The organism is Hyphomonas sp. (assembly GCF_046313975.1).
Classification (GTDB): domain Bacteria; phylum Pseudomonadota; class Alphaproteobacteria; order Caulobacterales; family Hyphomonadaceae; genus Hyphomonas.
In genome coordinates this window covers 43,250-64,220 of record NZ_JBKBXB010000010.1, presented here as the reverse complement: position 1 = coordinate 64,220, position 20,971 = coordinate 43,250, and the positions used below count along the sequence as shown (strand labels likewise).

Genomic DNA, 20,971 nt, shown 5'->3' with positions numbered 1-20,971 from the left:
GAGGCGGCCCCCGCGCATCGCCTCAAGTCTGGGTCCCGGCCTGCGCCGGAATGACAGGAAACCGAGTTCAGGAAAACCCACCGGCCTGGGTCCCCCGCGTCCGGGCATTCGTGCTGCCCTCGCCGCCAGAAACCATCCAGCCTAAGCCAGATCCGTCGCCGCGCTGATCGCCTCACCAATCCCGTCGTCGGGATAAGGCGCATTGCTGCGGGTATCGGCATACTTCAGTCGCAGAAGGTGATTGAGATCGCGTGCTGCCGCGACCCCGGCATAGGCATACCAGATGATACCCAGGAGGAGAAACAATACAGCCCCGATGGACATTGCCAGGGCCGTCACGGGCGTTGTCTCGACCAGGCTCTGGATTCGCTGCGATGCCAGTTGATTGGCGAGCACAAGGCTGCCTGCCGGCACCGAAATATTTGCCACCAGCGTCATCCGCAATGCCGAGATGGCCTGATCGAGATTGATCTCGCTACGGACGATCAGCGGCGTAACATCTTCGGCTTTCACATCCGCCAGAATCTGCTCCAGCTGCCGGGCCGGCTTCGAGCGTGCGAGCTGCTGCATCCGCTGAGGCCCCGCCCGCGAGGCAAGCCCGGCGAACCAGCTGGTATGCAACTGCATGAAGGCGCCGTTGGAGAACGGCTTGGAAATCTCGTTCCAGAGCGCTTCCCGGGAAGAGGCATCCATCATGCTACAACTTCGCGCAGGCCGACTTCAGCCACTCTTTAACCTCGCCATCAAGCTTCCGGCTCAGCAGTTTCCAGACGCGCTTGTGATAGTCATTGACGTATTTGCGTTCCTCTTTCGAGAGCAGCTTCACATCGATAAGCCCGCGCGCCAGCGGCGCAAAGGTCAGGCATTCAAAGCCCAGCATCGCAATTTCGCCGCCAGGAATGTCCTCCGCAGGCGTCACATATTGCAGGTTCTCGATGCGGATGCCGTAAGCGCCCGCCTTGTAGAATCCGGGCTCGTTCGAGACGATCATGCCCGGCATCAGGGGCACCGGATTCCACGGCTTCGCAATCCGGTGCGGGCCTTCGTGCACGCCGAGATAAACCCCGACGCCGTGGCCCGTTCCATGCTGGTAATCGAGCCCCGCCTGCCACAGCGCATGGCGCGCCAGCACATCCAGATGCGTCCCCGTCGTGCCCGGCGGGAAGCGAACAGTCGCCAGCGCAATATGGCCCTTCAGCACCAGCGTATAGTGCCGGATCATGTCTTCCGTAGGCTGACCGATCGGCACGGTGCGCGTCACATCGGTGGTGCCATCGAGATACTGCCCACCGCTGTCGATCAGGAACAGCGAGCCGCGCTCCAGCTTGCGGTCGGAGGCGGTCGAGACGCGGTAATGTGGCAGCGCCCCGTTCGGCCCGGCGCCGGAAATCGACGGGAACGAAAGGTCGTTGAGATTGCCGAGATCCTCGCGGAACGCTTCGAGCTTCATCACCGTCTCGATCTCGGTCACGTTGCCCGACTGCGCTTCGGTATCGAGCCAGTGCAGGAATTTCGTCAGCGCCACCCCGTCGCGGATATGCGCCGCTGTCGTGCCCTTGATCTCCGCCGCATTCTTGCACGCGCGCGGGATCGCCACCGGATCACGCTGGCGCAACACCTTCGCGCCGGCGCCCGCCAGCCGGTCAAAGAACCAGGCCGAGGCGACATCCGGATCAAGGCTCACCGTCTTGCCGGAAAGGCCCGAAAGCCCCTCCTCCAGCTTTGCCAGCGGGCGCAGCGTTACCCTGTTGCCGAGATGCCGGCGCAGCGCGCCATCGGTCTTTGCCTCGTCGATGAACAGTTCGGCCGATCCGTCCGCATACAGAATGGCCCGGCCCAGCGGCAGCGGCGTGCAGCTGACATCGCCGCCACGGATATTGAAGGCCCAGGCAATTGAGGCCGGCGAGGTCAGCACGGCCGCGTCCGCGCCGTCGCGCTTCAGCTGCGCGCCGAGCGCTTCGAGCTTGTCATTGTGCGCCACGCCCGCATGTTTCACCGGGTGCGGCACGACCTTTTCCATCGGCTGCGGCGGGCGGCCTTTCCAGGCCTTGTCGATCGGGTTCTCGGCGACGGCCACGAGTTCACAGCCCGCCTTCGCCGCCGCGGCAGCAAGCGCAGCCACATCGTTCGGGCTCATCAGGCGCGGATCATAACCAACCCGTTTGCCCTTCAGATTCTGCTGTGCCAGCCAGCCGAACGCGCCGGGGTCCGGAATGCCCTGCACCTCGATCAGGCTGGCATCGGTCTGATCCGCCGCCTGCAGCGTATAGCGCCCATCGGCAAACAGCACCGCCTTGTCGGTGAACACGAAGGCCGAGCCGAACGAGCCTGTAAACCCGGTCGCCCAGGCGAGGCGCTCATTCGCGTCCGGCAGGTATTCGTTCTGATACTCATCGTCGTGCGGCACATACAGGCCATCGAGGCCCTGCGCGGAAAGTTCACGGCGAAGCAGCGGAAGATGAGCCCGGCCGTCCTGCGGCCCGCCCTTGATGTCGAATGTCTGTCTCATGGCCACCCTCTTAACCCGATGCGGGGGCGCCGGAAAGCAAGTGAGCTATGCAATGTTTCATGCCAAAACGGGGCTTGCCATACTGTTTTGTTTACCGGCCACCCTATATTGCGCGCATCCAAACAAATGCTGCACCGCAACAATCCACAGTAAACAAAGAGTTAACAATGAAATTCGACTTCGCCATCCGCCCCGCCGCCGAAATCCCGGCTGCAGAGGCCCTGCGCCCGGTTCAGGTCAATGAAGTGACGGCTCCGGTGGCGGCGCCGCGCCGCGCCGAGGCTGACTTCGCGCCCGAGCGCCTGAACCTCCTGGCCCGCCGTCAGGCCCGTCAGTACCGCCGCGCCACGCGCTGATCCTTTCCAATTGCCGCCCCGGACTCCAACGGGGCGGCATGACTGATCGCTGAGCCCGCGCGGAAGTCCCCTCCCAACCCCGCGCCGCCGCGATCCCCTCGCCGCCCATCCCTCCTCCCGGGATGCGGCGGGGAGGGCTACAGTTCCCGGCAAAAAGAGAACGAAGCGTTCAGTCCGCCTTCCGGAACACGAGGCTGGACCAGCCATCGCGCTTGATCTTGCGCTGGAACAGCATGCCGTGCCCTTCGAAGGCCGCGCGGACAGGGGCAGCCTGATGGTGAAGAAGTCCTGACAGGATGATCACTGCGCCGGGCGCCGAGAGGTGTTCGATGTCCTTTGCGAGACCGATCAGCGGCTTCATCAGGATGTTGGCGAACACGGTGTCATAAGGCGCCATCGCCCGGATCGAGGAAGCGTTCGCGCCGCGCACATGGTGAACGAAGAAACGGCTGACCCGGTTCTTCCGGCCATTCTCGCGCGCCACGAACACGGAGTCGCGGTCGATATCCGTGCCGACTGCCAGCTCCGCGCCGACTTTCAGCGCCGCAATCGCCAAGACGCCCGAGCCCGTTCCAAGGTCCAGCACCCGCCCCGGCTTGCGGCGGCGGCGTGCTTCGGCGAGCGCCAGCAGGCAGCCGAGCGTCGTGCCGTGATGGCCGGTGCCGAAGGCGGGGCCGGCTTCGATAAGCACGGAAATCTTGCCCGGTGACGTGGCGGCCAGCGCATGACTGCCCACCACCACGAACGGCCCGGCCTTTACCGGCGGCAGGCCTTCCAGCGACAGGGTCACCCAGTCGCGCTCGGCAATCTCCTCGATCCGCGCGGTCAGTTCCGGCGCGGAGTCCTGAATGATCACCACGCACTCTTCGGCCTCTTCCAGCGTCTCGGCAAAGGCATCGAGCCGCCATGCGCCGCGTGCGTCCTCCTTCGCGTCGACTGCCCCTGCCGGCGACGGGTCCGCCCAGGCGAGCGCATCCCACGCAATCTCAATCGGCCCGCGCGGGCCCTTAGCCGTGATCTGGTACATGGCCGTGCCCGTTAGCCCGCAAACGCCGCCCACGCAATCCAGACAGATGAGGCCGCTCCGAAGGCGCCCAGCAGGCGGGCGGTCCAGCGCAGGTTCGTGTTTGTGATCGATCCCGAGAACCGGATCAGGGCGAGCGCGCAGAGGGCGTAGATCAGCAGGGTCAGATAGACGGTGAAATCGGCAATCGTGCTGAAGTGTTTCACGAGGTCCGGCGTCAGGGTCAGCAGGGCGACGAGGCTCATCAGCACGCCCATCACGATGAGATCGCGCACCGGCGCGGCGTCCGGCGCGGTGCTGGACAGCGCCTTCGGCAGGAAGCCCTGCCGGCCGCCCGCCTGCCCTGTTTCGCCTGCGACGAGGATCCAGCTTGCGGTGCAGCCGAAGGTGCGCGCGAAGGCAGCGATGGCGACGAGAATGCCGGCGACAGGCCCCGCGACAGAGCCGATCACATCGGCAAAGGGCGCGGCAGATTTCGCCAGCGTCTCCGCCGGCACGAGGCCGAACAGCGCCGTCGTCGCCAGCGCATAGATCACCGCCGCAATCGCCACGCCGCCAGCCGCCGCGATGGCGATGTTGCGTTTCGGATGGCGCACGCGTCCGGCAATCGCGTTCGCGCTTTCAAGGCCGAGGAAGGCCCAGAAAATGGAGATCAGCGTCGGCGGCAGCGCTGCACTCAGTGGCGCGCCCGTGACATTCCATGAGGCGGCAAACACATCCGCGTTGAAATTCGCAAAGCCGATGAGGATCGCCGCCGCAATCGGCAACAGGCCCAGCAGCAAGGTGGCCGAGGACATCCGCCCGACAAAGCGCGGCCCGAGAAAGGCGCAGCCGACGAGCGACCAGAGCACCGCGAGGATTGCGATCAGGCGCGCGCCCGGCTCAAGCGTCACGCCGAAGATCGCCGCGCCATAGCCGACGGAGACCAGCGCAATGCCGACGATGCCAATGAAACAGGTGGCCCAGTAGGCCGCCCAGGCGATAAAGCTGAACGCCGGATGAAACGCCGTACCCGGATATTCCGTCAGCGTTTCGGCTCCCTCGCGCATCGCCCCGAGGAAAGCGAAGACGAGCGCCAGGACAATCGCGATCACCGCCGCGACGCCCCACGCAATCAGGCTGGCCGAGCCGACAGAGGCGAGCACGGCGGGCAGCATGAACACGCCTGAACCAATCATATTTCCGGCGACAATCGCCATGGCGAGAACGGGGCCGATCTGGCGCGCCTCGCCGCTCAAGCCGGATAGCCCGCATCACGCTTGAGCCGCGCCTGAAACCAGGCCAGCGCGCCCTCATGCCGGGGCGAAAGCGGCCCGGCGCGGTAGACGCTGCCGGTGATATTTCGGTGGACGGCTTCGCACATGCGCAGGTCTTCGTCAGTCACAGCGTCGGAGAGTTTCAGCATTCCGGCGAGTTCGTCCGTACGCTGCGGATCGAAGAAATAGAGGTAATCGAGCCGCGTCTCTGCCGGGCCGACCGGCGAGATACGTTCCATCATCACGCCGTGCTCATACACATTGATGCCGAGCCATGGCCAGGCCCATGCCCAGTAACCGGCATAGACATTGTCAGACTTGCGTGAGGGTGCGCGGTGCACCGCTATGTCGCCTTCCATGTGCACAGTATAATTCGCCGAATCGATCTCGGCATCGAGGCCCGGATGGATCAGCGGCACATGATAGCCTTCGAGATAATTCTCGACATAGACTTTCCAGTCGCAGCGGATGGTGTGCGAACGGCGCAGGGCGAACGGGTGCACGGTTTCGTCCGTCCACGACGCATCGACCGGGCGCATCATCTCGCGGATTGCCGGCGCCTCGCCTGAAAGCGTGACGAACAGGAAGCCTCGCCACGTCTCCAGCCGCACGGGCGAGAGGCCATGTTCGCGTGGATCAAACCCCTCCGCCGCGCCGAAATCGCGCGCCGATTGGAGGCGGCCTTCGAAGGTGAAACGCCAGCCATGATAGCGGCAGGTGATCGCGCCCTCGCAATGCCCCTGCGCTTCTTCTGCCAGAGGTCCGGCACGGTGAGGGCAGACATTGTGGAAGGCGCGCACGGCGCCGTCTTTTCCCCGCACAGCCAGAATGGACCAGCCTGCGAGATCATCCGTAAGGAAATCGCCCGCCCTGGCCAGCATGCTCTCATGCCCGATCAGCCGCCAGGCCTTTGCGAAGACGTTGGCACGTTCCAGCGCGAAGATTTCGGATCGTCCGTAGAGGGACGGGTCCAGTGCCCGCTGCGGGCCGGTGGCGGGGCCATCTGCCATCAGGGCATCTTCCCTTCCACGAGGATGACCCGGGAGACGGCATTCGCCTGCCGGATTTTTGCCGCCTCAAGATATTCAGGCGAGTTTGCGAAGGCCTCTGCCGCGGCAAGGCTCGGAAACTCGATCACCACCAGCCGGCCTTTCGGCGCCGCGCCTTCCAGCGCCGCAGACGGCCCGCCGCGCACCAGATAGGTGCCGCCATGCGCTGCCACGATCTCCGTCGCGGCCTGGACATAGTCCTTGTAGGGCTCAGGATTCGTCACCTCGATTTCGGCGATGACATAGCCTTTCGCGCTCACCGGCGCAGGCGCGGGCTCTGGTGCGGACTGGCAGGCCGCCAGCAGGCTGATTGCAAGGACAGCGTAATATCTGCGCATCCGGCTGTTCCTCCCCCGCCGCAACAGGCCCCATTCCGGAGCCACAGGCAAGCCCGGCCCGGATTTTTGGGGCGGGCCCCTTTAAATCCGGGCCAGACGGGGTTATCTTCTTATCGATAAACGGCAAAGGAGCCCCGGGAGAGACCGAGATGTATACGACCGAAGACATGATCCTGATCGAGAGCCGCGTCGCCAACGAGAAGAAGAGCGCCGGCGCCGCCTATCTGCTCTGGTTCTTCCTCGGCTGGATCTCGGCGCACCGGTTCTATCTCGGCAAGCCGGTAACGGCGATCCTGCAGATCCTCTCCTATTTCATCCTGGTCGGTTTCGTCTGGTGGCTGCTGGACCTTTTCCTCATCCCGTCGATCATCAATGACAAGATGGACGAGACGCGCCACCGCGCCTCGATGGACCTTCGCTACGGCCGCCGGCCGCGGTACGCATAACCCTGCGGACCCGAGACTACGAGCGCCCTCCGGCAGGGAGGGCGCGACAGGGCTTGACTGGATATTTTCTATTATGTAGAAATATTTCCATAAACGGAAAGGAAAAAACCATGTCCGACTATTATCGCAGCAAGGGCTTCTCGAGCGCGGTCTGCTATGTGGATCCGAATGCCGCTTTCAGATGGCTGGAGGAAGCGTTTGGCTTCGAGCCGCTGATGGTGATCCTCGACGAGAACGACCGTATCGCGCATTCAGAAATGAAATTTGGCGACGGGCTGGTGATGGTCGGCAGTGAATGGTCGGAGAACCATCGCAGCCCGAAAAACATGGGCGGCAAGAACACCCAGACCGTGCATGTGCAACTCGCGCCCGGCGAGGACATCGACGCGCATTGCGAACATGCCCGCAAGGCCGGCGCCGAAATCCTGCAGGAACCGGACACGCAGTTCTACGGCGACCGCACCTACCGCGCGCGCGACCCGGAAGGCCATATCTGGACCTTCGGCGTCACGATGAAAACCATGTCGCCCGCCGAATGGGACAAGGCCTCGGGTGGCAGCCTGCGCACGCAGGAGCGTCTGTGACGCGCCCGAAGCTCGACTCGACGCTTGCCGCCCTCGCTGACCCTGACCGGCGCCGGGCGGTGGAGCTGCTCGGCAAGCGTCCGCACAGTGCGGGCGAACTTGCCGGCGCACTTGGCCTCGCCGCGCCGGCCATGAGCCGCCACCTGCGCGCGCTGAAGGAGGCAGGCCTTGCTGAAGAGACCCATCCCGAGTTCGATGCGCGCGTGCGCATCTATTCGCTGAAGGAGGGCGCGATGGCAGACCTGAAACTCTGGCTCACCGAGACCGAGAAGATGTGGGCCGCGCAGCTGACAGCCTTCAAGGCGCATGCGGAGAAGAAGCGCAAGTGAGCGCTGTGCTTGTTTCGCTGCGCGTCGCGGTGCCGGCAGAGGAAGCGTTTGATACGTTTACGGAGGAGATCGGTCTCTGGTGGCGCCCCGGCGCGCTATTCCAGATCACGCCGCGCGGCGATGGCACGCTGTCCTTTGAAAACCGCGAAAGGCTGATTACCACGCTGGCGAACGGCAAAGTGTTCGAGATCGGCCGTGTCACGGCCTGGGAGCGCCCTACCCGACTCGCTTTCACCTGGCGGCAGGCGACGTTTGCGCCGGATCAGGTAACAAGCGTCGAGGTTGTGTTCGAACCTGCTGGTGCAGAAACCCGTGTCACGGTCACCCATCGCGGCTGGGACACGATCCCGCAGGACCATGTCGCCCGCCACGGATTCCCGCTGCAGGCAACGCAGATGCGCCTCGCCGAGCACTGGCGCGCGCAGCTGGCGGCCATCTCCCGTCAGCTCACGGATAAATCTGGCTGAACCGGTCCCACAAAGCGGCGCGCGTGGTGTTGAAGGCTTCCACCGTGATCGCATCTTCAGCGGCGGTCGCATCCGGCGCGGCTTCCTCGATGAAGATGTGCGAGGTGGGGATCGCCCAAGTGCTGTCATCCAGAGTGCCCGCACAAAGGATGACAAGGTCCGGCGCGACATCCGGCAGGTGCCACATGCGCGCGCCGCAGGCGCGGCAGCGCAGGATGGAAATCTGGTTGCCGCTACCGCCGGTGCGCCGGAAAAGATCGAACTGGCCGGCGCGGATGTCGAGCGTGTCTTTCGGCACATGCAGGTAAAGCCCGAACGGGCCGCCCGCAAGGCGCTTGCAGTCGCCGCAATGGCAGGCATTCACGGCGAGCGGACGCGCGGTGATGGCATAGCGAACGGCGCCCCAATGGCAGCCGCCCTCAATCGGGAATGCCGGCAGCGGCGGGCGAGTGACGGGGATGTGTCTCATGCCCTCCATCCTGCCCGGCGCTCCGCGTGCGCACAAGCGGCGTGCCTGCATGCCTCAATTGCGCCCGGATGCTCTGCCAGCCTTCCCCGCTTGCCCGAGGGAGACGCGCATGGACAAGTCCGAACCCCAATCCTTCGCCGAACGCTTCGCAAAGCCGGCCGCGAAACCGCGCAGCCAGGCCGATCAGCTGATCGCGAAGAGCGGCCACCTCGTCCACAAGATCAAGGCAAAGGACACAACCGGGCGCTGGGCCTATTATTTCGTCTATGTCGAACGCGCGAAGGAGAAGTCCTTCCTCGCCGCTATCGAGGGCGACGGCATCATACACCTCGAGGAATATGGCCGCGTCATCGCCTCCTGCTATGGCGAGGAACCGGACGAGCGAACCAGGGCCTTCCTGAAAGAGAAGTACGGGTTTGACGTCTGAGGCGCCATTGACGCCGCCCGGCGCCTCGCCGAAGCATGTGTGTATGACCCGCGCCATCCTCCTCTCCGCCCTCGCCCTTGCCGCCTGCGCGAATGCGCCGGTGGCGGTTCCTGAAGCCATACCCACTGCGGCGGCCGAACCGGAATGGCGCGCCGTTGATCCAGAGAACCTGATCGTCCTCGAGCTGGCGACCGGCACTACCTATATCGAGCTTTTCCCCGAAGCCGCGCCCGCCCATGTAGCGCAGATCCGCCAGCTGGTGCGCGATGGATTCTATGATGGCGAGGCGTTCTACCGCGTGATCGAAGGCCATGTTGCGCAGGCGGGCCGCGAATTCGAGCAGGAGATAACCGGCATCCCCACCCTGCCCTTCGAGGCAGAGCGCGCGGTGTCTGCGGAAGGCTTCACGCCGCATGGCAATGCCGACCTCTTCGCCCCGGAGCCCGGCCACCGGATGGGCTTTGCCGTCGGCCGCGAGGGCGGGCAGGAATGGCTGCTGAACTGCCCCGGCGCGCTCGGCATGGCGCGCGATACGCCGCCGGAATCGGGCTCGACCGAAATCTTCATCCCGCTGCAACCGCGGCGCTACCTCGACCGGAACTACACGATCTTCGGCCGCGTGATCGCCGGCATGGAGCATGTCCACCGCCTGCCCCGCGTTGATCCGGCTACGGAGGAAGAGGCGGCGGCGCTCTATGGCGACGACCCGGAACTCGCCTACCAGCTTTCCCAATGGCGGCGCGCAAAGCTCGATGCGAATTTCATCACCTCGGCGAAAGTCGCCGCGGACATGCCGGAGGACGAGCGCCCTGTGTTTGAAGTGATGAATACAGCCTCCGCCGAGTGGGCCGCGCTGAAGGAGTCCAAGCGCGACTATTCCGCCATCGACGCTTTTGTTTCGACGCCGCCAAAGGTCCTGGACATCTGCACGCTGCCGGTGCCGGCACGCCGGGAAAATGGCGGATAGAGTGCCTTGTCCAGAAACCCGGAGTTGACAATTCCGAGCCGAAGATAGTCAATAAAAGCTGCATATGGCGTTCAAAGGGACACGCCGTTTGCTGCGAGGGACGCTTTTATGGCTCGGACGAATGTGGCGCTGCCTCAGCTCTCCTTGGGCGACTTGCTGAGCACGGCTGAACGCAAGCCCAAAGAGAGCATTCCATTCGGAGAGCGCATCGCCAGGATACTTGGGTTGCGGATGGACGCGCGGACATCTTTCTTCCTTGTAGTGTATGGCGCGGCAGCTGCAGATGGGCGGATTTCAGAAGAAGAAGCGACGGAACTCGATGCTCTGATGAGCCGGTCGCCAACATTGTCGAAGCTGTCGGCGGAACGGCGCGCGAAGCTGATGCGCAAGTACCATGCCCGATTGATGGATGCGGGTCGGCGCCGGTCACTCCTGTCGCGTGCCGCACGATCCGTGCCGGCAAAGAAGCGGCTTTCAGCCTTTGCCCATGCTGTCGATATCATTCTCGGTGATCGGGTCGTGCTGCCCTCCGAGCGGGCGTTCATCTCGGATATGGTTGGCCTGCTCGAGCTGGATGAAGCCAGCGCAACCGCGATCCTCAACGCTCTGCGCAAGAAGAATGACCACTGAACCCCAACCGGACGGAGGAGTTCCGAATGTCCATCAACGATATCCTGGACCAAATTCTCGGCGGGATGACCAAGGAAGAGGCATTTTACGCTCTTCTTGCTGCGGCAATGCTGATAGACGGAGAGGCCGACGAGCGTGAAGAACAAGAACTTGCCGCCCTCGCGCAGCGCACCCGAACGCTGTCTGCTCTCAAGCCGGGTGATTTGCAGAAGCTCAAGGAAAAGATCGATCCCCGCTTGCAAAAGGGATCTATCGACAGCTTGATCGCCGATGCCTGCGCCTCACTTCGATCAGAATCACCAGCCGTGGGGCTCGCGATTTTTGGCCATTGCTGCGACATTGTCCTGGCAGACCGGATCGTGCGCAATGAAGAGAAGATCTATCTGAAGACATTGATCGAAAAGCTGTCGATCGATCAGAAGGAGGCGGAATCCATGTTGCACGCGATCCGCGCCAAGAACGAGCACTAGGCGCCATCCACCCAACCTTACGCATTTATAATCTGCCGCATTTTCTACAGGAATCAGGGCGTTAGGCAGAGCGTGGATTTCAGCAGGCAGAAAGCCCCCGCGGCCCGCCTTGCCAGCGCAAAAGCGCCATTGTTTCGTCAGGGCGGGCTGGTTGTGTGGATGGGCGCGCCGGCAAATGAGGCGACGGGGCAGTGAGCATGGCGTTCGAGGGCAAGACACAGGTTGCGGAGAAACCCGCAGAGTTTGAAGCGCGTCAGACCGGGCGGCGATGCTTCGTCATCCTGCCTTACGCGACACCGAATGAAGGCGACGGGCCGCAGATCGATTTCGATGCGGTGTTTCACGAGCTGATCCAGCCGGTGGCCGAAGACCTTGACCTCGACTGTATCCGCTCCGACCGGGTCAGCCGCTCCGGCCTCATCCACCGCGAGATGGTGGAGAACATCATCGACGCCGATGTGGTGATTGCCGACATCACGCTCGGCTCACCCGACATCTTCTTCGAGCTTGGCATCCGCCAGGCCGCGCGCCGCGCCGGCACGGTTGTGATGTGCCATCAGGGCTCGGGCGAGGAATACAACATCACCGGGGTGCGCGCGCTCGACTATGAGCTGCCGCCCGAAGGCGCGCCCGGCCGCGCGCAGATCATCGCCGACTGCCGCGCCCTCCTGCGCACGCATATCAAGAACAGTCTCGACAACCGCGCGACCGATTCGATCGTGCACTCGCTGATCCCCGGCATCTCGATCCGCCTGCCGGACCGGCCCCTGCCCGAGCGGCGCTACCATATCTACAAGATCGGCCTTGCCGGCATCACCGGCCCGAAAGCGGCGCGCCAGATCGAGATCGTCACCGGCGACATTGCCGATGTGGACGACATCGATGTCTGGGTGAACCCCGAGAACACGCGGATGGAACTCGCGCGCCTGCACGATTCCTCCGTCTCCGCCACAATCCGCTATCTCGGCTCGCGCCGCGACCGGCACGGTTTCGTGCGCGATGATGCGATCACGCGCCTCTTGCGTTCAAAGGTCGGCACCCATCACCGCACCGGCATCGAACCCGGCACGACGATGGTGACGAAATCCGGCGCGCTGGCGAAAACCAACAAGGTGAAGCTGCTGGTGCATGTCGCCGCGCATCAGGGCGAGCCGGGTCGCGGCTACCAGCTGATCGGCGCCTACCGCAAATGCGTCACCAATTCGCTCGCCGCGGTGGACGAATACAACACCCGCTTCGGCGCCAAGATGAATTCCAAGTCCGTGCTGAAATCGGTTCTGATTCCCCTGTTCGGCAGCCGCGCACCCGGCGAAAGCCCACATGAGCGGGTGCAGGGCCTGATCCATGCCGCCAACCAGTTCCTGCTGCATTCTCCGGAAACGCGGATCGAGCGGGTTGCCTTCCTTGCATGGACGCAGGTGGACCTCGAACTCTGCCAGGCCGCGCTCCACCGTCTGGGCCTCAAACCCGCCGGCGCGCCGCGGGGTCCGGGAAAGGCCTGATACCGGCTCCCAAAAGGCGCGCTATCTTGTGCAATTCAAACCGCACATCTTGCGGCGTTAACACATTTTAAGCACAATATGTGGTGTTTTGATCCCATATCAGATACCTGCCTCAAGGAGCCCCACCATGGCTGACGGAAATCCCAATGTGCCCGGCCTGCTCACCCCGAGCCGCGCCTACAAGCCGTTCCGCTACCCTTGGGCCTACGAGTTCTGGAAGAAGCAGCAGCAGGTCCACTGGATGCCGGAGGAAGTGCCCCTCGGCGAGGACTGCAAGGACTGGGCGGTGAAGCTGACCGACGCGGAGCGCAACCTTCTGACCCAGATCTTCCGCTTCTTCACCCAGTCGGATGTCGAAGTCGGCGCCAACTACATGGAACACTACATGCCGCTGTTTAAGCCGGTGGAAGTGTCCATGATGCTGTCTTCGTTCTCCAACATGGAGACGATCCATATCGCGGCCTATGCCCTGCTGCTCGAGACGATCGGCATGCCGGACAGCGAATTCTCCGCCTTCATGGAATACAAGGAGATGGCGGCGAAGCACGACTATCTCGGCCAGTTCGGCACCGAGACGAACGAAGACATCGCCGTCTCGATGGCCGTGTTCGGCGCCTTCACCGAAGGCCTGCAGCTGTTCGCCAGCTTCGCCATGCTGATGAACTTCCCGCGCTTCAACAAGATGAAGGGCATGGGCCAGATCGTCACCTGGTCGATTCGCGACGAGAGCCTGCACTGCGAAGGCATGATCAAGCTGTTCCACACTTTCTGCGCCGAGACCGGCGTGATGACGGACGCGCTGCGCGAGCGTATCCGCGAGTGCTGCCGCACGGTGGTGGCGCTGGAGGACAAGTTCATCGAACTCGCCTTCGAGATGGGCCCGGTGGAAGGCATGACGCCGGACGATATCAAGAACTATATCCGCTACATCGCCGACTGGCGCCTCAGCCAGCTGAAGCTGGAGCCGATCTTCGGCATCACCAAGCACCCGCTGCCCTGGCTGTCGGAAATCCTGAACGGCGTGGAACACGCCAACTTCTTCGAGCAGCGCGCCACAGAATACTCCAAGGGCGCCACCCGCGGCGACTGGCACGGCGATGACGGCGTCTGGAGCCGCTTCGACGAACGCCGGAAAAAGGCGGAGACTGTTCAGGCCGAATAAGTATTCGTTGCCCGGTCCGGCGGGCCTGTGCGTATCCAGTCGAATCGATGTTTCGTTGCACAGCGCCCCGATAAAGGTTGCCGAATCAAAATCTCCCTTGCTAGTTTCCTGAATGGAAACAAGGGGACATACATGAATCGCATCAAAGCTTTTTCCGCCGCTTCGCTCATCGCACTCGGCCTTGGCGCTTGCGCAACCGCGCCGGAAGCCCCGCCCGCCGAAATTGCCAAACTGTCGGATGAAGCCTTCAAGGCCTTGATTGACCCGATCCTCGCCCAGCGGGACGTTTTCAAGAAGCCCTCCCTCCCGAGAGCGGATCAGCAGCTGACAGACCTGCTGCAGCGCCAGGACCTCACCGCAGACCAGCGCGCCGAAATTTATTACAATCGTGGTATCTCGCGCGGCCTGTATGTCCGCGATTATCCGCTGGCCTTCCCGCAATGCGCCGTCATGGACTATCAGGAGATGGAAAAGCTTTCGCCGAACCATCGCCTGATCGACAAGATGAAGGACAATCGCCAGTACCAGTTTGCGCGCGCCAAGTTCTTCGATGATGCGCCGGCTGCATGTGTTTCCGGTGCTGCCGCCTACAAGGCTGAACTCGGCGACTGTACCGGCCTGCGTGATGAAGCAGGCCAGTGCATCATCAAATACTCGTATTAGGGTCAGGTGCGCGCCAGCGGGCCCTGCAGGCAGATACATTCCGGGATGACAGCTGAGGCTGAACTCCCATTTGCCCCTCCGCCCTTCCCCCGCTAGTGTCCCGCCGACATGAGCGGTGACGATTCCCTGTTTGGAGACGAGGCTGGCGGCGCCTATCAGGTGCTCGCCCGCAAATACCGTCCGCGCCGCTTCGAGGACCTGATCGGCCAGGAAGCGATGGTGCGCACGCTTTCGAACGCGTTCGAGACTGGCCGCATCGCGCACGGCTTCATGCTGACCGGTGTGCGCGGCGTCGGCAAGACGACCACTGCGCGCCTCCTCGCCCGCGCGCTCAACTATGAGCCGAAGGCGGGCGCCAAGGGTAAAAAAGGCAAGTCCGAATCCGTGCCGTCCATCCATCTCGACCCGCCCGGTGAGCATTGCGATGCGATCATGGCGAGCCGCCACCCGGATGTGCTGGAACTCGACGCCGCCTCGCGTACAGGCGTCGCCGAAATGCGCGACCTGCTCGATTCGTCCCGGTACGGACCGGTTTCGGCCCGCTACAAGGTCTATATCATCGATGAAGTGCACATGCTGTCGACGGCCAGCTTCAACGCGCTGCTGAAGACGCTGGAAGAGCCGCCGCCGCACCTGAAATTCATTTTCGCCACCACCGAGATCCGCAAGGTTCCGGTCACCGTCCTCTCCCGCTGCCAGCGCTTTGACCTGAAGCGGCTGGATGCCGGCCTGCTGGCACAGCATCTGGGCAATGTTGCGGCGCAGGAGAAGGCCACGGTTTCCGAAGAGGCCCTCGCCCTGATCGCGCGTGCCGCAGAAGGCTCCGTGCGCGATGCGCTCTCCCTGCTGGACCAGGCAATTGTTCAGACTACGGAAGGTGAAGTCTCCGGCGCTGCTGTGCGCGACATGCTTGGCCTCGGCGACCGCACACGGCTTTACGATGTGTTCGAGCGCGCTGTCGCCGCGGATGCCAAGGGCGCGCTTGCCGAACTGAAAGACCAGATTGCTGCCGGCGCAGACCCCGCCGTGATCCTGAAAGACCTGATGGACATTGCCGCCGATGTCTCTGTGGCGCAGGCGACCGGCGAGGACTGGGCGCCTGCCGGGCCTGCCGAATGGGGCCAGCGCACGCAGGCCCTCGCCCAGCGCCTGACGCCGGCGCAGGCGGCGCGCAACTGGCAGATGCTGCTCTCCGGATACGGCGACCTGCAGCTTGCGCCCGATCCCGCCACGGCGCTCAACATGATCATCCTGCGCCTTGCTGCCGCCGCCGGTCTTCCGTCTCCGGAGGAAGCGGCCCGCATGATCGCCGAGGGGTCGCGTCCGCCGGGAAAGGACGCAGCGCCCCTTGAGGCGCCGCCGCAAGCGCCCGGCGGCCTCAACACCTTTGCCGATATCGTCCGTGCGCTGACTGATGCCCGGGAAGTGGCCCTCCAGGTGGACACCGAACGCTATATCCGCCCTGCCGCCGTACGCGAAGGCTATCTCGCCTATGCGCTCGCCCCCGGTGCGCCGGCCGGCCTTGCCGGGCGACTCAAGACCTTTCTCGATTTCGAAACCGGCATCGACTGGGCACTGGAGAACACCGAGACCAACTCCGAATCGATCCGCGAGCGCGAGCGCCGCGAGAAAGCCGAGCGGATTGCCGAAGCCGCCAGGCATCCGCTGATCGCCGCGACCCTTGAGGCCATCCCCGGCGCGGTAATCCTGGATGTGGACAGTGCAGACGCCCCGCTTGAAAATGGGGGCGATGGGGGCAATGTCATCCCCTTCAAGACCCGCCGCCCGGCCTGACGGAGACCGCAGATGAAAGACCTCGCCCAGATCATGCAGCAGGCCCAGGCCATGCAGGCGAAGATGGCTGAAGTGCAGGCCAAGATCGAGGCCACCGAAGCGGATGGAGTCGCCGGCGCAGGGCTCGTGCGGGTCAAGCTGAAAGGCAAGGGCGAGCTTGTCTCGGTCACCATCGACAAGAGCCTGATGGGCGACGAACCGGAAATCGTCGAAGACCTGATCAAGGCGGCCCATGCCGACGCAAAACGCCGGCTCGACCAGGCGATGGAAGATGCGATGCGCGCCGCCACGGCCGGTTTCGGCGGCCTGATGCCGGGCTTCAAACTGCCATTCTAGACCCGCTCAGCCCGGATACATGGCCGTGGCTAAGTCGGTACAAGAAAGCCAAACTACGATGTCAGCGGATTATCGCTTCGACTCTTTTTTGACTTTCTCCAGTATGTATCGCCCCGAGGAGATTTTCTTTGTCTTGTTGGCATATCCAGCACACATACTCTCTAGTCGATCTTGGTGTATCTTGAAGTAAAAAGAGCCTACGCCGTCGTCATAAATGTGGCGCGATGCGTAAGTTCCGGAGATATGACCACGCTCAGCAATCATACCCTCAAGCTTCCACTCGCGCTTGTCAGGGTGAACCTCAGTCCCCCAAACTTTCAAGCCGCGTTGCTTTATCTTGACCCGCGACTCCGTCCATTGATCGGTCTCGGGATAATCCTGGAACTTCGAAATATAATCTCCGGAAACATTGCATCGTCGTTTCAATACCCACTGTTTGGCGACATGCAGGCCGCCAATAATCAAGGAGCTGGCCAAGCCACCACCGACAGCCAACGAGATATCAAGGACGAGTTGGGACACATCAACCTCCAGTAGGAGGTCTATTTTATTGGATTGCAACATCCCAACCGTCAAGTGAGATTCAAAGGCGGCAGCAGACTCGCCAAATGGGTGAGCGAACGGATTCGCTCATGACACGGTCCTGGCTCCATCCTAGTCTAAATTCCATGACCACCGCCCCCTACACGCCTGCCCTTCGCCCCCCTGAGCCCCGCGGTCTGTGCACCGATTGCGGCGTCTCGCGGATGGCCGACGCAAAGGCCTGCGGGCGGGCTTGCCAGTTCATCCAGCCGGACTATCCGCGCCACGAACTGCGGCTTCACGGCCGGACGCGGGATGATCAGACAGCGGATGAAATGCATTTCGGCGTATTCCGCCGGATGCTGCGGGCGCGGCTTGTCCCCGCGCGGGACGGCGCGCAGTGGACCGGAATTGCGACAACGCTCGGCGAGCGGCTTCTCGCATCCGGCAAGGTCGAGGCTGTTCTCACGGTTGCGCCGGATCCGGATGACCGATGGAAACCGAAGCCCGTAATCGTGACACGCGCCGGTGACATGGCCGGGTGCCGGGGCATGCGGATGGGCTATTCGCCGCTGATCGCGTTGATGGAGGAAGTTGCCGCGCGGGGACTCAAACGCATTGCGCTGATTGGCATCCCCTGCCAGGTCTACGCGCTGCGCGCGCTGGAAGAGGAGTTTGGCCTTGAACAGCTCTATGTCATCGGCACGCCCTGCTCCGACAATACGACCACGGAGAATTTCCACGACTTTCTCAATCTGCTCGATCAGGCGCCCGAGATGATTTCCTACCTCGAGTTCCGCGCCGATTTCCGGGTCGAGCTGCGCTTTGATGATGGCCGCACGAAGCTGATCCCGTTCCTCTCGCTGCCGATCTCGAAACTGCCGCGTGATTTCTTCCCGCTCACCTGCCGCACCTGCGTCGACTATACCAATGCCCTCAGTGACCTGACGGTCGGCTATATGGGCGGCGAGGGCGAGCAATGGCTGATCGTGCGCAATGCGCGCGGCGAGGAACTGGTCAGCCTGCTGGGTGATGCGCTAGTGACGTCGACGCCCGGCTCGAAAGGCAAGCGCGCGCCGCATGTGGCGGCCTTCATCACCAATGTGGAGCGCGCCGCGGGCGGCCTGCCTCTGCGCGCCATGCCGGACTGGGCGCGCCCGATCGTGTCCTTCCTGCAGCCGCGAATCGGGCCGAAGGGACTGGAATTCGCGCGCACACGGCTGGAGATGAAAGCGGCTGAAACGGTGATACATCTGCGGCGCGAGGAGCCGGCGAAACTCAAGAACATGGTGCCGGTACATGTCTGGAAGTTACTGGAAAAATACGGAATTTTTCCAAAGGACGGCGAACGCAAGGAGCCCTCGTGACAGCGCCGCCGGACTGACGCATAACGCCCTGCCATGTCCCAACGCTCTGCCGGCCCCGAACTCCTGCGCCTGATCGACCTGATCGCGAAGCTGCCCGGGCTTGGCCCGCGCTCGGCGCGGCGCGTGGCGCTGCACCTCCTGAAGCGCAATGACCAGCTGCTGAAGCCGCTCGCCGAAGCGATGGCGGAAGCGGGCGCGCGGATCCAGAAATGCGAGGTGTGCGGCAACTATGACACCGTGCAGCCCTGCGCCGTGTGCCAGCTTCCCGGCCGCGATGACGGCGTGCTCTGCGTGGTGGAGGATGTGCCGGACCTCTGGGCGCTGGAACGCGGCGGCGCGTATCGCGGGCGCTATCATGTGCTCGGCGGCGTGCTCTCCGCCATCGACGGCATCGGCCCGGACGATCTCGGCATCGCCTCTCTCATCCGGCGCGTGGAAGCCGGCGGCGTGCGTGAAGTGATCCTAGGCCTCAACGCCACGGTAGATGGTCAGACCACAGCGCATTACATTGCGGACCTCTTGCAAGGCAAAGGTGTAGAGGTCACCCGCCTCGCGCACGGCGTGCCCGTCGGGGGCGAACTCGATCACCTGGATGATGGCACGCTGGCCGCGGCCCTACGTGCCCGCCGGGGCGTCTAGCGCTTTTTCTCGTCCAGCAGCCAGCCATGATGCACGGGCCCGTGGCCCTTGCCGAAACCCTTGGCGGCCCGAATCGCGCCCATGAGGTAGTCCCTGCCCTCCTGCACCGCTTCCGGCACGCTGCGCCCCTGCGCCAGCAGCGCGGCGATGGCGGAGGCGAGCGTGCAGCCTGTGCCATGGGTTGAGGTCGTTTCGATGCGAGGGCTTTCGAAAATCCATTCGCCCGTCGTCGTCTGCAGCACATCATGGATCACACGGTCGGCGATATGTCCGCCCTTCACTAGCGCGCCGTTCGCGCCCAGCTCCAGAAGCCGCTCCGCGGCCCGCCGCTGTCCGTCCAGAGACTCCACCGCCTTGCCGGTCAGAACCTCCGCCTCCGGAGCATTCGGCGTCACGAGGCGTGCGCGCGAAACAAGCTCCGTGCGGATCGCGCCGACGGCCTTCTCGTCCACCAGCCTGTCGCCGGAGGTTGCCACCATGACGGGATCGATCACGCGCGGGATGATCCCGGCCTGCGCATGCAGCGTCTCCGCCACCGCCTCGACCAGCGCCGCGGTGCCAAGCATGCCGGTCTTGACCGCGTCCGCGCCGATATCTGCAAGCGTCACTTTCATCTGATCCGTCACAACGCCCACCGGCGCCGGCCAGACGCCGTGCACGCCGCGCGTATCCTGCACGGTCAGCGCCGTGATCGCGGTCATCGCATAGCCGCCGAGCATCGTGACCGCCTTGATGTCCGCCTGGATGCCTGCGCCGCCGCCGGAATCTGAGCCGGCAATGATTAGGACGCGGCCTTGAGGTGTGGTCATGAAATCGCTGGCCTTTCCACAAAATCCATAGCGCACACAGCGGCGGAGAGGAACTTCCCCCTCCGGCCCTGCGGGCCACCTCCCCCGCTAAGCGGGGGAGGATGGCGCGGCACTGGACGGAACCGTATCCTCCCCCGTTTACGGGGGAGGTGTCAGGCGGCGAAGCCGCCTGACGGAGGGGGAGAATAACTAAACCTTGATGCCCGCCTTCTTCGCGTCGGCGAGGAAGGTTTCCAGCCCTTTGTCCGTGAGCGGATGGTTGACCAGGCTGCGAATCACTGCGGCCGGGGCGGTCATCACATCTGCGCCCGCCAGCGCGGCGAGCTTCACATGGTTCGGCGAGCGGATGGAGGCGGCGAGGATTTCGGTGTCGAACAGGTAGTTGTCATAGATCTGGCGGATCTCGGCGATCAGGTCCATGCCGTCGATATGGATATCGTCGAGCCGCCCGATGAAGGGCGAGATGAAGGTCGCGCCGGCTTTCGCGGCGAGCAGCGCCTGGTTTGCCGAGAAGCAAAGCGTCACGTTGACCTGGATGCCCTCCCCCGTCAGCGCCTTGCACGCCTTCAGGCCGTCGAGCGTCAGCGGCAGTTTCACCGCGACATTGGGCGCGATCTTCGCGAGCTTCTTGCCCTCTTTCATCATGCCGTCGAAATCGGTGGCGACGACTTCGGCGCTGACCGCGCCGGGCGTCAGCGCGCAGATCTCGGCGATGACCTCGGCGAAGGGCTTGCCGGCCTTGGCGATCAGCGAGGGGTTGGTCGTCACGCCGTCGATCAGGCCATAGGAGGCGAGCTCGGCGATCTCTTTCGTGTCGGCGGTATCGGCGAAGAATTTCATGGGTCGGGGTCCAGTC

26 protein-coding genes are annotated in these 20,971 nt (G+C 63.6%); 16 read left to right on the top strand and 10 right to left on the bottom strand.

Going from position 1 to position 20,971, the window contains the following annotated elements:
• Positions 1–141 precede the first annotated feature (141 nt).
• Entirely contained in the window at positions 142–696 is a 555-nt protein-coding gene (locus tag ACK4TE_RS05765) for a hypothetical protein (RefSeq protein ID WP_409910535.1), read from the bottom strand.
• Between the two features lies 1 nt (position 697).
• Positions 698–2,509 (bottom strand): aminopeptidase P family protein, encoded by a 1,812-nt coding sequence (locus ACK4TE_RS05760; protein WP_409910534.1) that lies wholly within the window; start codon positions 2,507–2,509, stop codon positions 698–700.
• 167 nt (positions 2,510–2,676) lie between these two features.
• Between ACK4TE_RS05760 and ACK4TE_RS05755 the strand changes: the two genes are divergently transcribed.
• Complete coding sequence (locus tag ACK4TE_RS05755; protein ID WP_409910533.1) at positions 2,677–2,865, top strand: hypothetical protein; 189 nt, start codon at positions 2,677–2,679, stop codon at positions 2,863–2,865.
• Positions 2,866–3,034: 169 nt separating this feature from the next.
• Here the strand turns inward: ACK4TE_RS05755 and ACK4TE_RS05750 are convergent, their stop codons facing one another.
• From ACK4TE_RS05750 to ACK4TE_RS05735, 4 genes are read right to left on the bottom strand one after another with little or no spacing between them, the layout of a single operon-like run.
• The gene (locus ACK4TE_RS05750) at positions 3,035–3,892 is read right to left on the bottom strand and encodes a 50S ribosomal protein L11 methyltransferase (protein ID WP_409910532.1); all 858 of its coding nucleotides are present in this window, start codon (positions 3,890–3,892) and stop codon (positions 3,035–3,037) included.
• A gap of 11 nt (positions 3,893–3,903) precedes the next feature.
• Positions 3,904–5,127: an amino acid permease gene (locus ACK4TE_RS05745; RefSeq protein WP_409910531.1), complete on the bottom strand. Its 1,224-nt coding sequence runs from the start codon at positions 5,125–5,127 to the stop codon at positions 3,904–3,906.
• Entirely contained in the window at positions 5,124–6,155 is a 1,032-nt protein-coding gene (locus tag ACK4TE_RS05740) for an aromatic ring-hydroxylating oxygenase subunit alpha (RefSeq protein ID WP_409910530.1), read from the bottom strand. The genes ACK4TE_RS05745 and ACK4TE_RS05740 overlap by 4 nt, the downstream gene beginning before the upstream one ends.
• Positions 6,155–6,532 carry a DUF1330 domain-containing protein gene (locus ACK4TE_RS05735; RefSeq protein WP_409910529.1) on the bottom strand — a complete coding sequence of 126 codons (378 nt, stop codon included), beginning with the start codon at positions 6,530–6,532 and terminating at the stop codon, positions 6,155–6,157. The genes ACK4TE_RS05740 and ACK4TE_RS05735 overlap by 1 nt, the downstream gene beginning before the upstream one ends.
• A gap of 149 nt (positions 6,533–6,681) precedes the next feature.
• Here ACK4TE_RS05735 and ACK4TE_RS05730 point away from each other — a divergent pair, with 149 nt between their 5' ends.
• From ACK4TE_RS05730 to ACK4TE_RS05715, 4 genes are all read left to right on the top strand, one after another.
• The gene (locus ACK4TE_RS05730) at positions 6,682–6,978 is read left to right on the top strand and encodes a TM2 domain-containing protein (RefSeq protein WP_409910528.1); all 297 of its coding nucleotides are present in this window, start codon (positions 6,682–6,684) and stop codon (positions 6,976–6,978) included.
• A gap of 110 nt (positions 6,979–7,088) precedes the next feature.
• Positions 7,089–7,562 carry a VOC family protein gene (locus tag ACK4TE_RS05725; RefSeq protein WP_409910527.1) on the top strand — a complete coding sequence of 158 codons (474 nt, stop codon included), beginning with the start codon at positions 7,089–7,091 and terminating at the stop codon, positions 7,560–7,562.
• Entirely contained in the window at positions 7,559–7,891 is a 333-nt protein-coding gene (locus tag ACK4TE_RS05720) for an ArsR/SmtB family transcription factor (RefSeq protein ID WP_409910526.1), read from the top strand. The genes ACK4TE_RS05725 and ACK4TE_RS05720 overlap by 4 nt, the downstream gene beginning before the upstream one ends.
• Complete coding sequence (locus tag ACK4TE_RS05715) at positions 7,888–8,358, top strand: SRPBCC domain-containing protein (RefSeq protein ID WP_409910525.1); 471 nt, start codon at positions 7,888–7,890, stop codon at positions 8,356–8,358. The genes ACK4TE_RS05720 and ACK4TE_RS05715 overlap by 4 nt, the downstream gene beginning before the upstream one ends.
• On the opposite strand, the gene ACK4TE_RS05710 is transcribed toward ACK4TE_RS05715, so the two are convergent.
• Entirely contained in the window at positions 8,339–8,827 is a 489-nt protein-coding gene (locus ACK4TE_RS05710; protein WP_409910524.1) for a GFA family protein, read from the bottom strand. The genes ACK4TE_RS05715 and ACK4TE_RS05710 overlap by 20 nt on opposite strands.
• 109 nt (positions 8,828–8,936) lie before the next feature.
• Between ACK4TE_RS05710 and ACK4TE_RS05705 the strand changes: the two genes are divergently transcribed.
• The 9 genes from ACK4TE_RS05705 to ACK4TE_RS05665 all read left to right on the top strand — a co-directional run bounded on the left by ACK4TE_RS05705 (position 8,937) and on the right by ACK4TE_RS05665 (position 16,778).
• Positions 8,937–9,254 (top strand): hypothetical protein, encoded by a 318-nt coding sequence (locus ACK4TE_RS05705; RefSeq protein ID WP_409910523.1) that lies wholly within the window; start codon positions 8,937–8,939, stop codon positions 9,252–9,254.
• Positions 9,255–9,297: 43 nt separating this feature from the next.
• On the top strand, positions 9,298–10,221 hold the full coding sequence (locus tag ACK4TE_RS05700; protein ID WP_409910522.1) for a peptidylprolyl isomerase: 924 nt from the start codon (positions 9,298–9,300) through the stop codon (positions 10,219–10,221).
• A 108-nt stretch (positions 10,222–10,329) separates the two neighbouring features.
• The gene (locus ACK4TE_RS05695) at positions 10,330–10,851 is read left to right on the top strand and encodes a tellurite resistance TerB family protein (RefSeq protein WP_409910521.1); all 522 of its coding nucleotides are present in this window, start codon (positions 10,330–10,332) and stop codon (positions 10,849–10,851) included.
• 26 nt (positions 10,852–10,877) lie between these two features.
• The gene (locus tag ACK4TE_RS05690; protein WP_409910520.1) at positions 10,878–11,321 is read left to right on the top strand and encodes a TerB family tellurite resistance protein; all 444 of its coding nucleotides are present in this window, start codon (positions 10,878–10,880) and stop codon (positions 11,319–11,321) included.
• 191 nt (positions 11,322–11,512) lie between these two features.
• Complete coding sequence (locus ACK4TE_RS05685; RefSeq protein ID WP_409910519.1) at positions 11,513–12,823, top strand: hypothetical protein; 1,311 nt, start codon at positions 11,513–11,515, stop codon at positions 12,821–12,823.
• A gap of 127 nt (positions 12,824–12,950) precedes the next feature.
• Positions 12,951–13,985 (top strand): ribonucleotide-diphosphate reductase subunit beta, encoded by a 1,035-nt coding sequence (locus tag ACK4TE_RS05680; protein WP_409910518.1) that lies wholly within the window; start codon positions 12,951–12,953, stop codon positions 13,983–13,985.
• A 132-nt stretch (positions 13,986–14,117) separates the two neighbouring features.
• On the top strand, positions 14,118–14,648 hold the full coding sequence (locus tag ACK4TE_RS05675) for a hypothetical protein (RefSeq protein ID WP_409910517.1): 531 nt from the start codon (positions 14,118–14,120) through the stop codon (positions 14,646–14,648).
• Positions 14,649–14,756: 108 nt separating this feature from the next.
• The gene (locus ACK4TE_RS05670) at positions 14,757–16,442 is read left to right on the top strand and encodes a DNA polymerase III subunit gamma/tau (RefSeq protein ID WP_409910516.1); all 1,686 of its coding nucleotides are present in this window, start codon (positions 14,757–14,759) and stop codon (positions 16,440–16,442) included.
• Between the two features lie 12 nt (positions 16,443–16,454).
• Positions 16,455–16,778 (top strand): YbaB/EbfC family nucleoid-associated protein, encoded by a 324-nt coding sequence (locus tag ACK4TE_RS05665; RefSeq protein ID WP_409910515.1) that lies wholly within the window; start codon positions 16,455–16,457, stop codon positions 16,776–16,778.
• Between the two features lie 69 nt (positions 16,779–16,847).
• Here ACK4TE_RS05665 and ACK4TE_RS05660 read toward each other — a convergent pair whose 3' ends face one another.
• On the bottom strand, positions 16,848–17,300 hold the full coding sequence (locus ACK4TE_RS05660) for a hypothetical protein (RefSeq protein ID WP_409910514.1): 453 nt from the start codon (positions 17,298–17,300) through the stop codon (positions 16,848–16,850).
• A 146-nt stretch (positions 17,301–17,446) separates the two neighbouring features.
• Between ACK4TE_RS05660 and ACK4TE_RS05655 the strand changes: the two genes are divergently transcribed.
• Both ACK4TE_RS05655 and recR read left to right on the top strand, forming a co-directional pair.
• Complete coding sequence (locus tag ACK4TE_RS05655) at positions 17,447–18,667, top strand: Coenzyme F420 hydrogenase/dehydrogenase, beta subunit C-terminal domain (RefSeq protein ID WP_409910513.1); 1,221 nt, start codon at positions 17,447–17,449, stop codon at positions 18,665–18,667.
• Positions 18,668–18,700: 33 nt separating this feature from the next.
• Complete coding sequence (gene recR, locus ACK4TE_RS05650; protein WP_409910512.1) at positions 18,701–19,306, top strand: recombination mediator RecR; 606 nt, start codon at positions 18,701–18,703, stop codon at positions 19,304–19,306.
• On the opposite strand, the gene thiD is transcribed toward recR, so the two are convergent.
• Positions 19,303–20,115, bottom strand: a complete 813-nt coding sequence (gene thiD / locus ACK4TE_RS05645) for a bifunctional hydroxymethylpyrimidine kinase/phosphomethylpyrimidine kinase (RefSeq protein ID WP_409910511.1) — start codon at positions 20,113–20,115, stop codon at positions 19,303–19,305. The genes recR and thiD overlap by 4 nt on opposite strands.
• 189 nt (positions 20,116–20,304) lie before the next feature.
• Complete coding sequence (gene fsa / locus ACK4TE_RS05640) at positions 20,305–20,955, bottom strand: fructose-6-phosphate aldolase (RefSeq protein ID WP_409910510.1); 651 nt, start codon at positions 20,953–20,955, stop codon at positions 20,305–20,307.
• Positions 20,956–20,971: the final 16 nt, after the last annotated feature.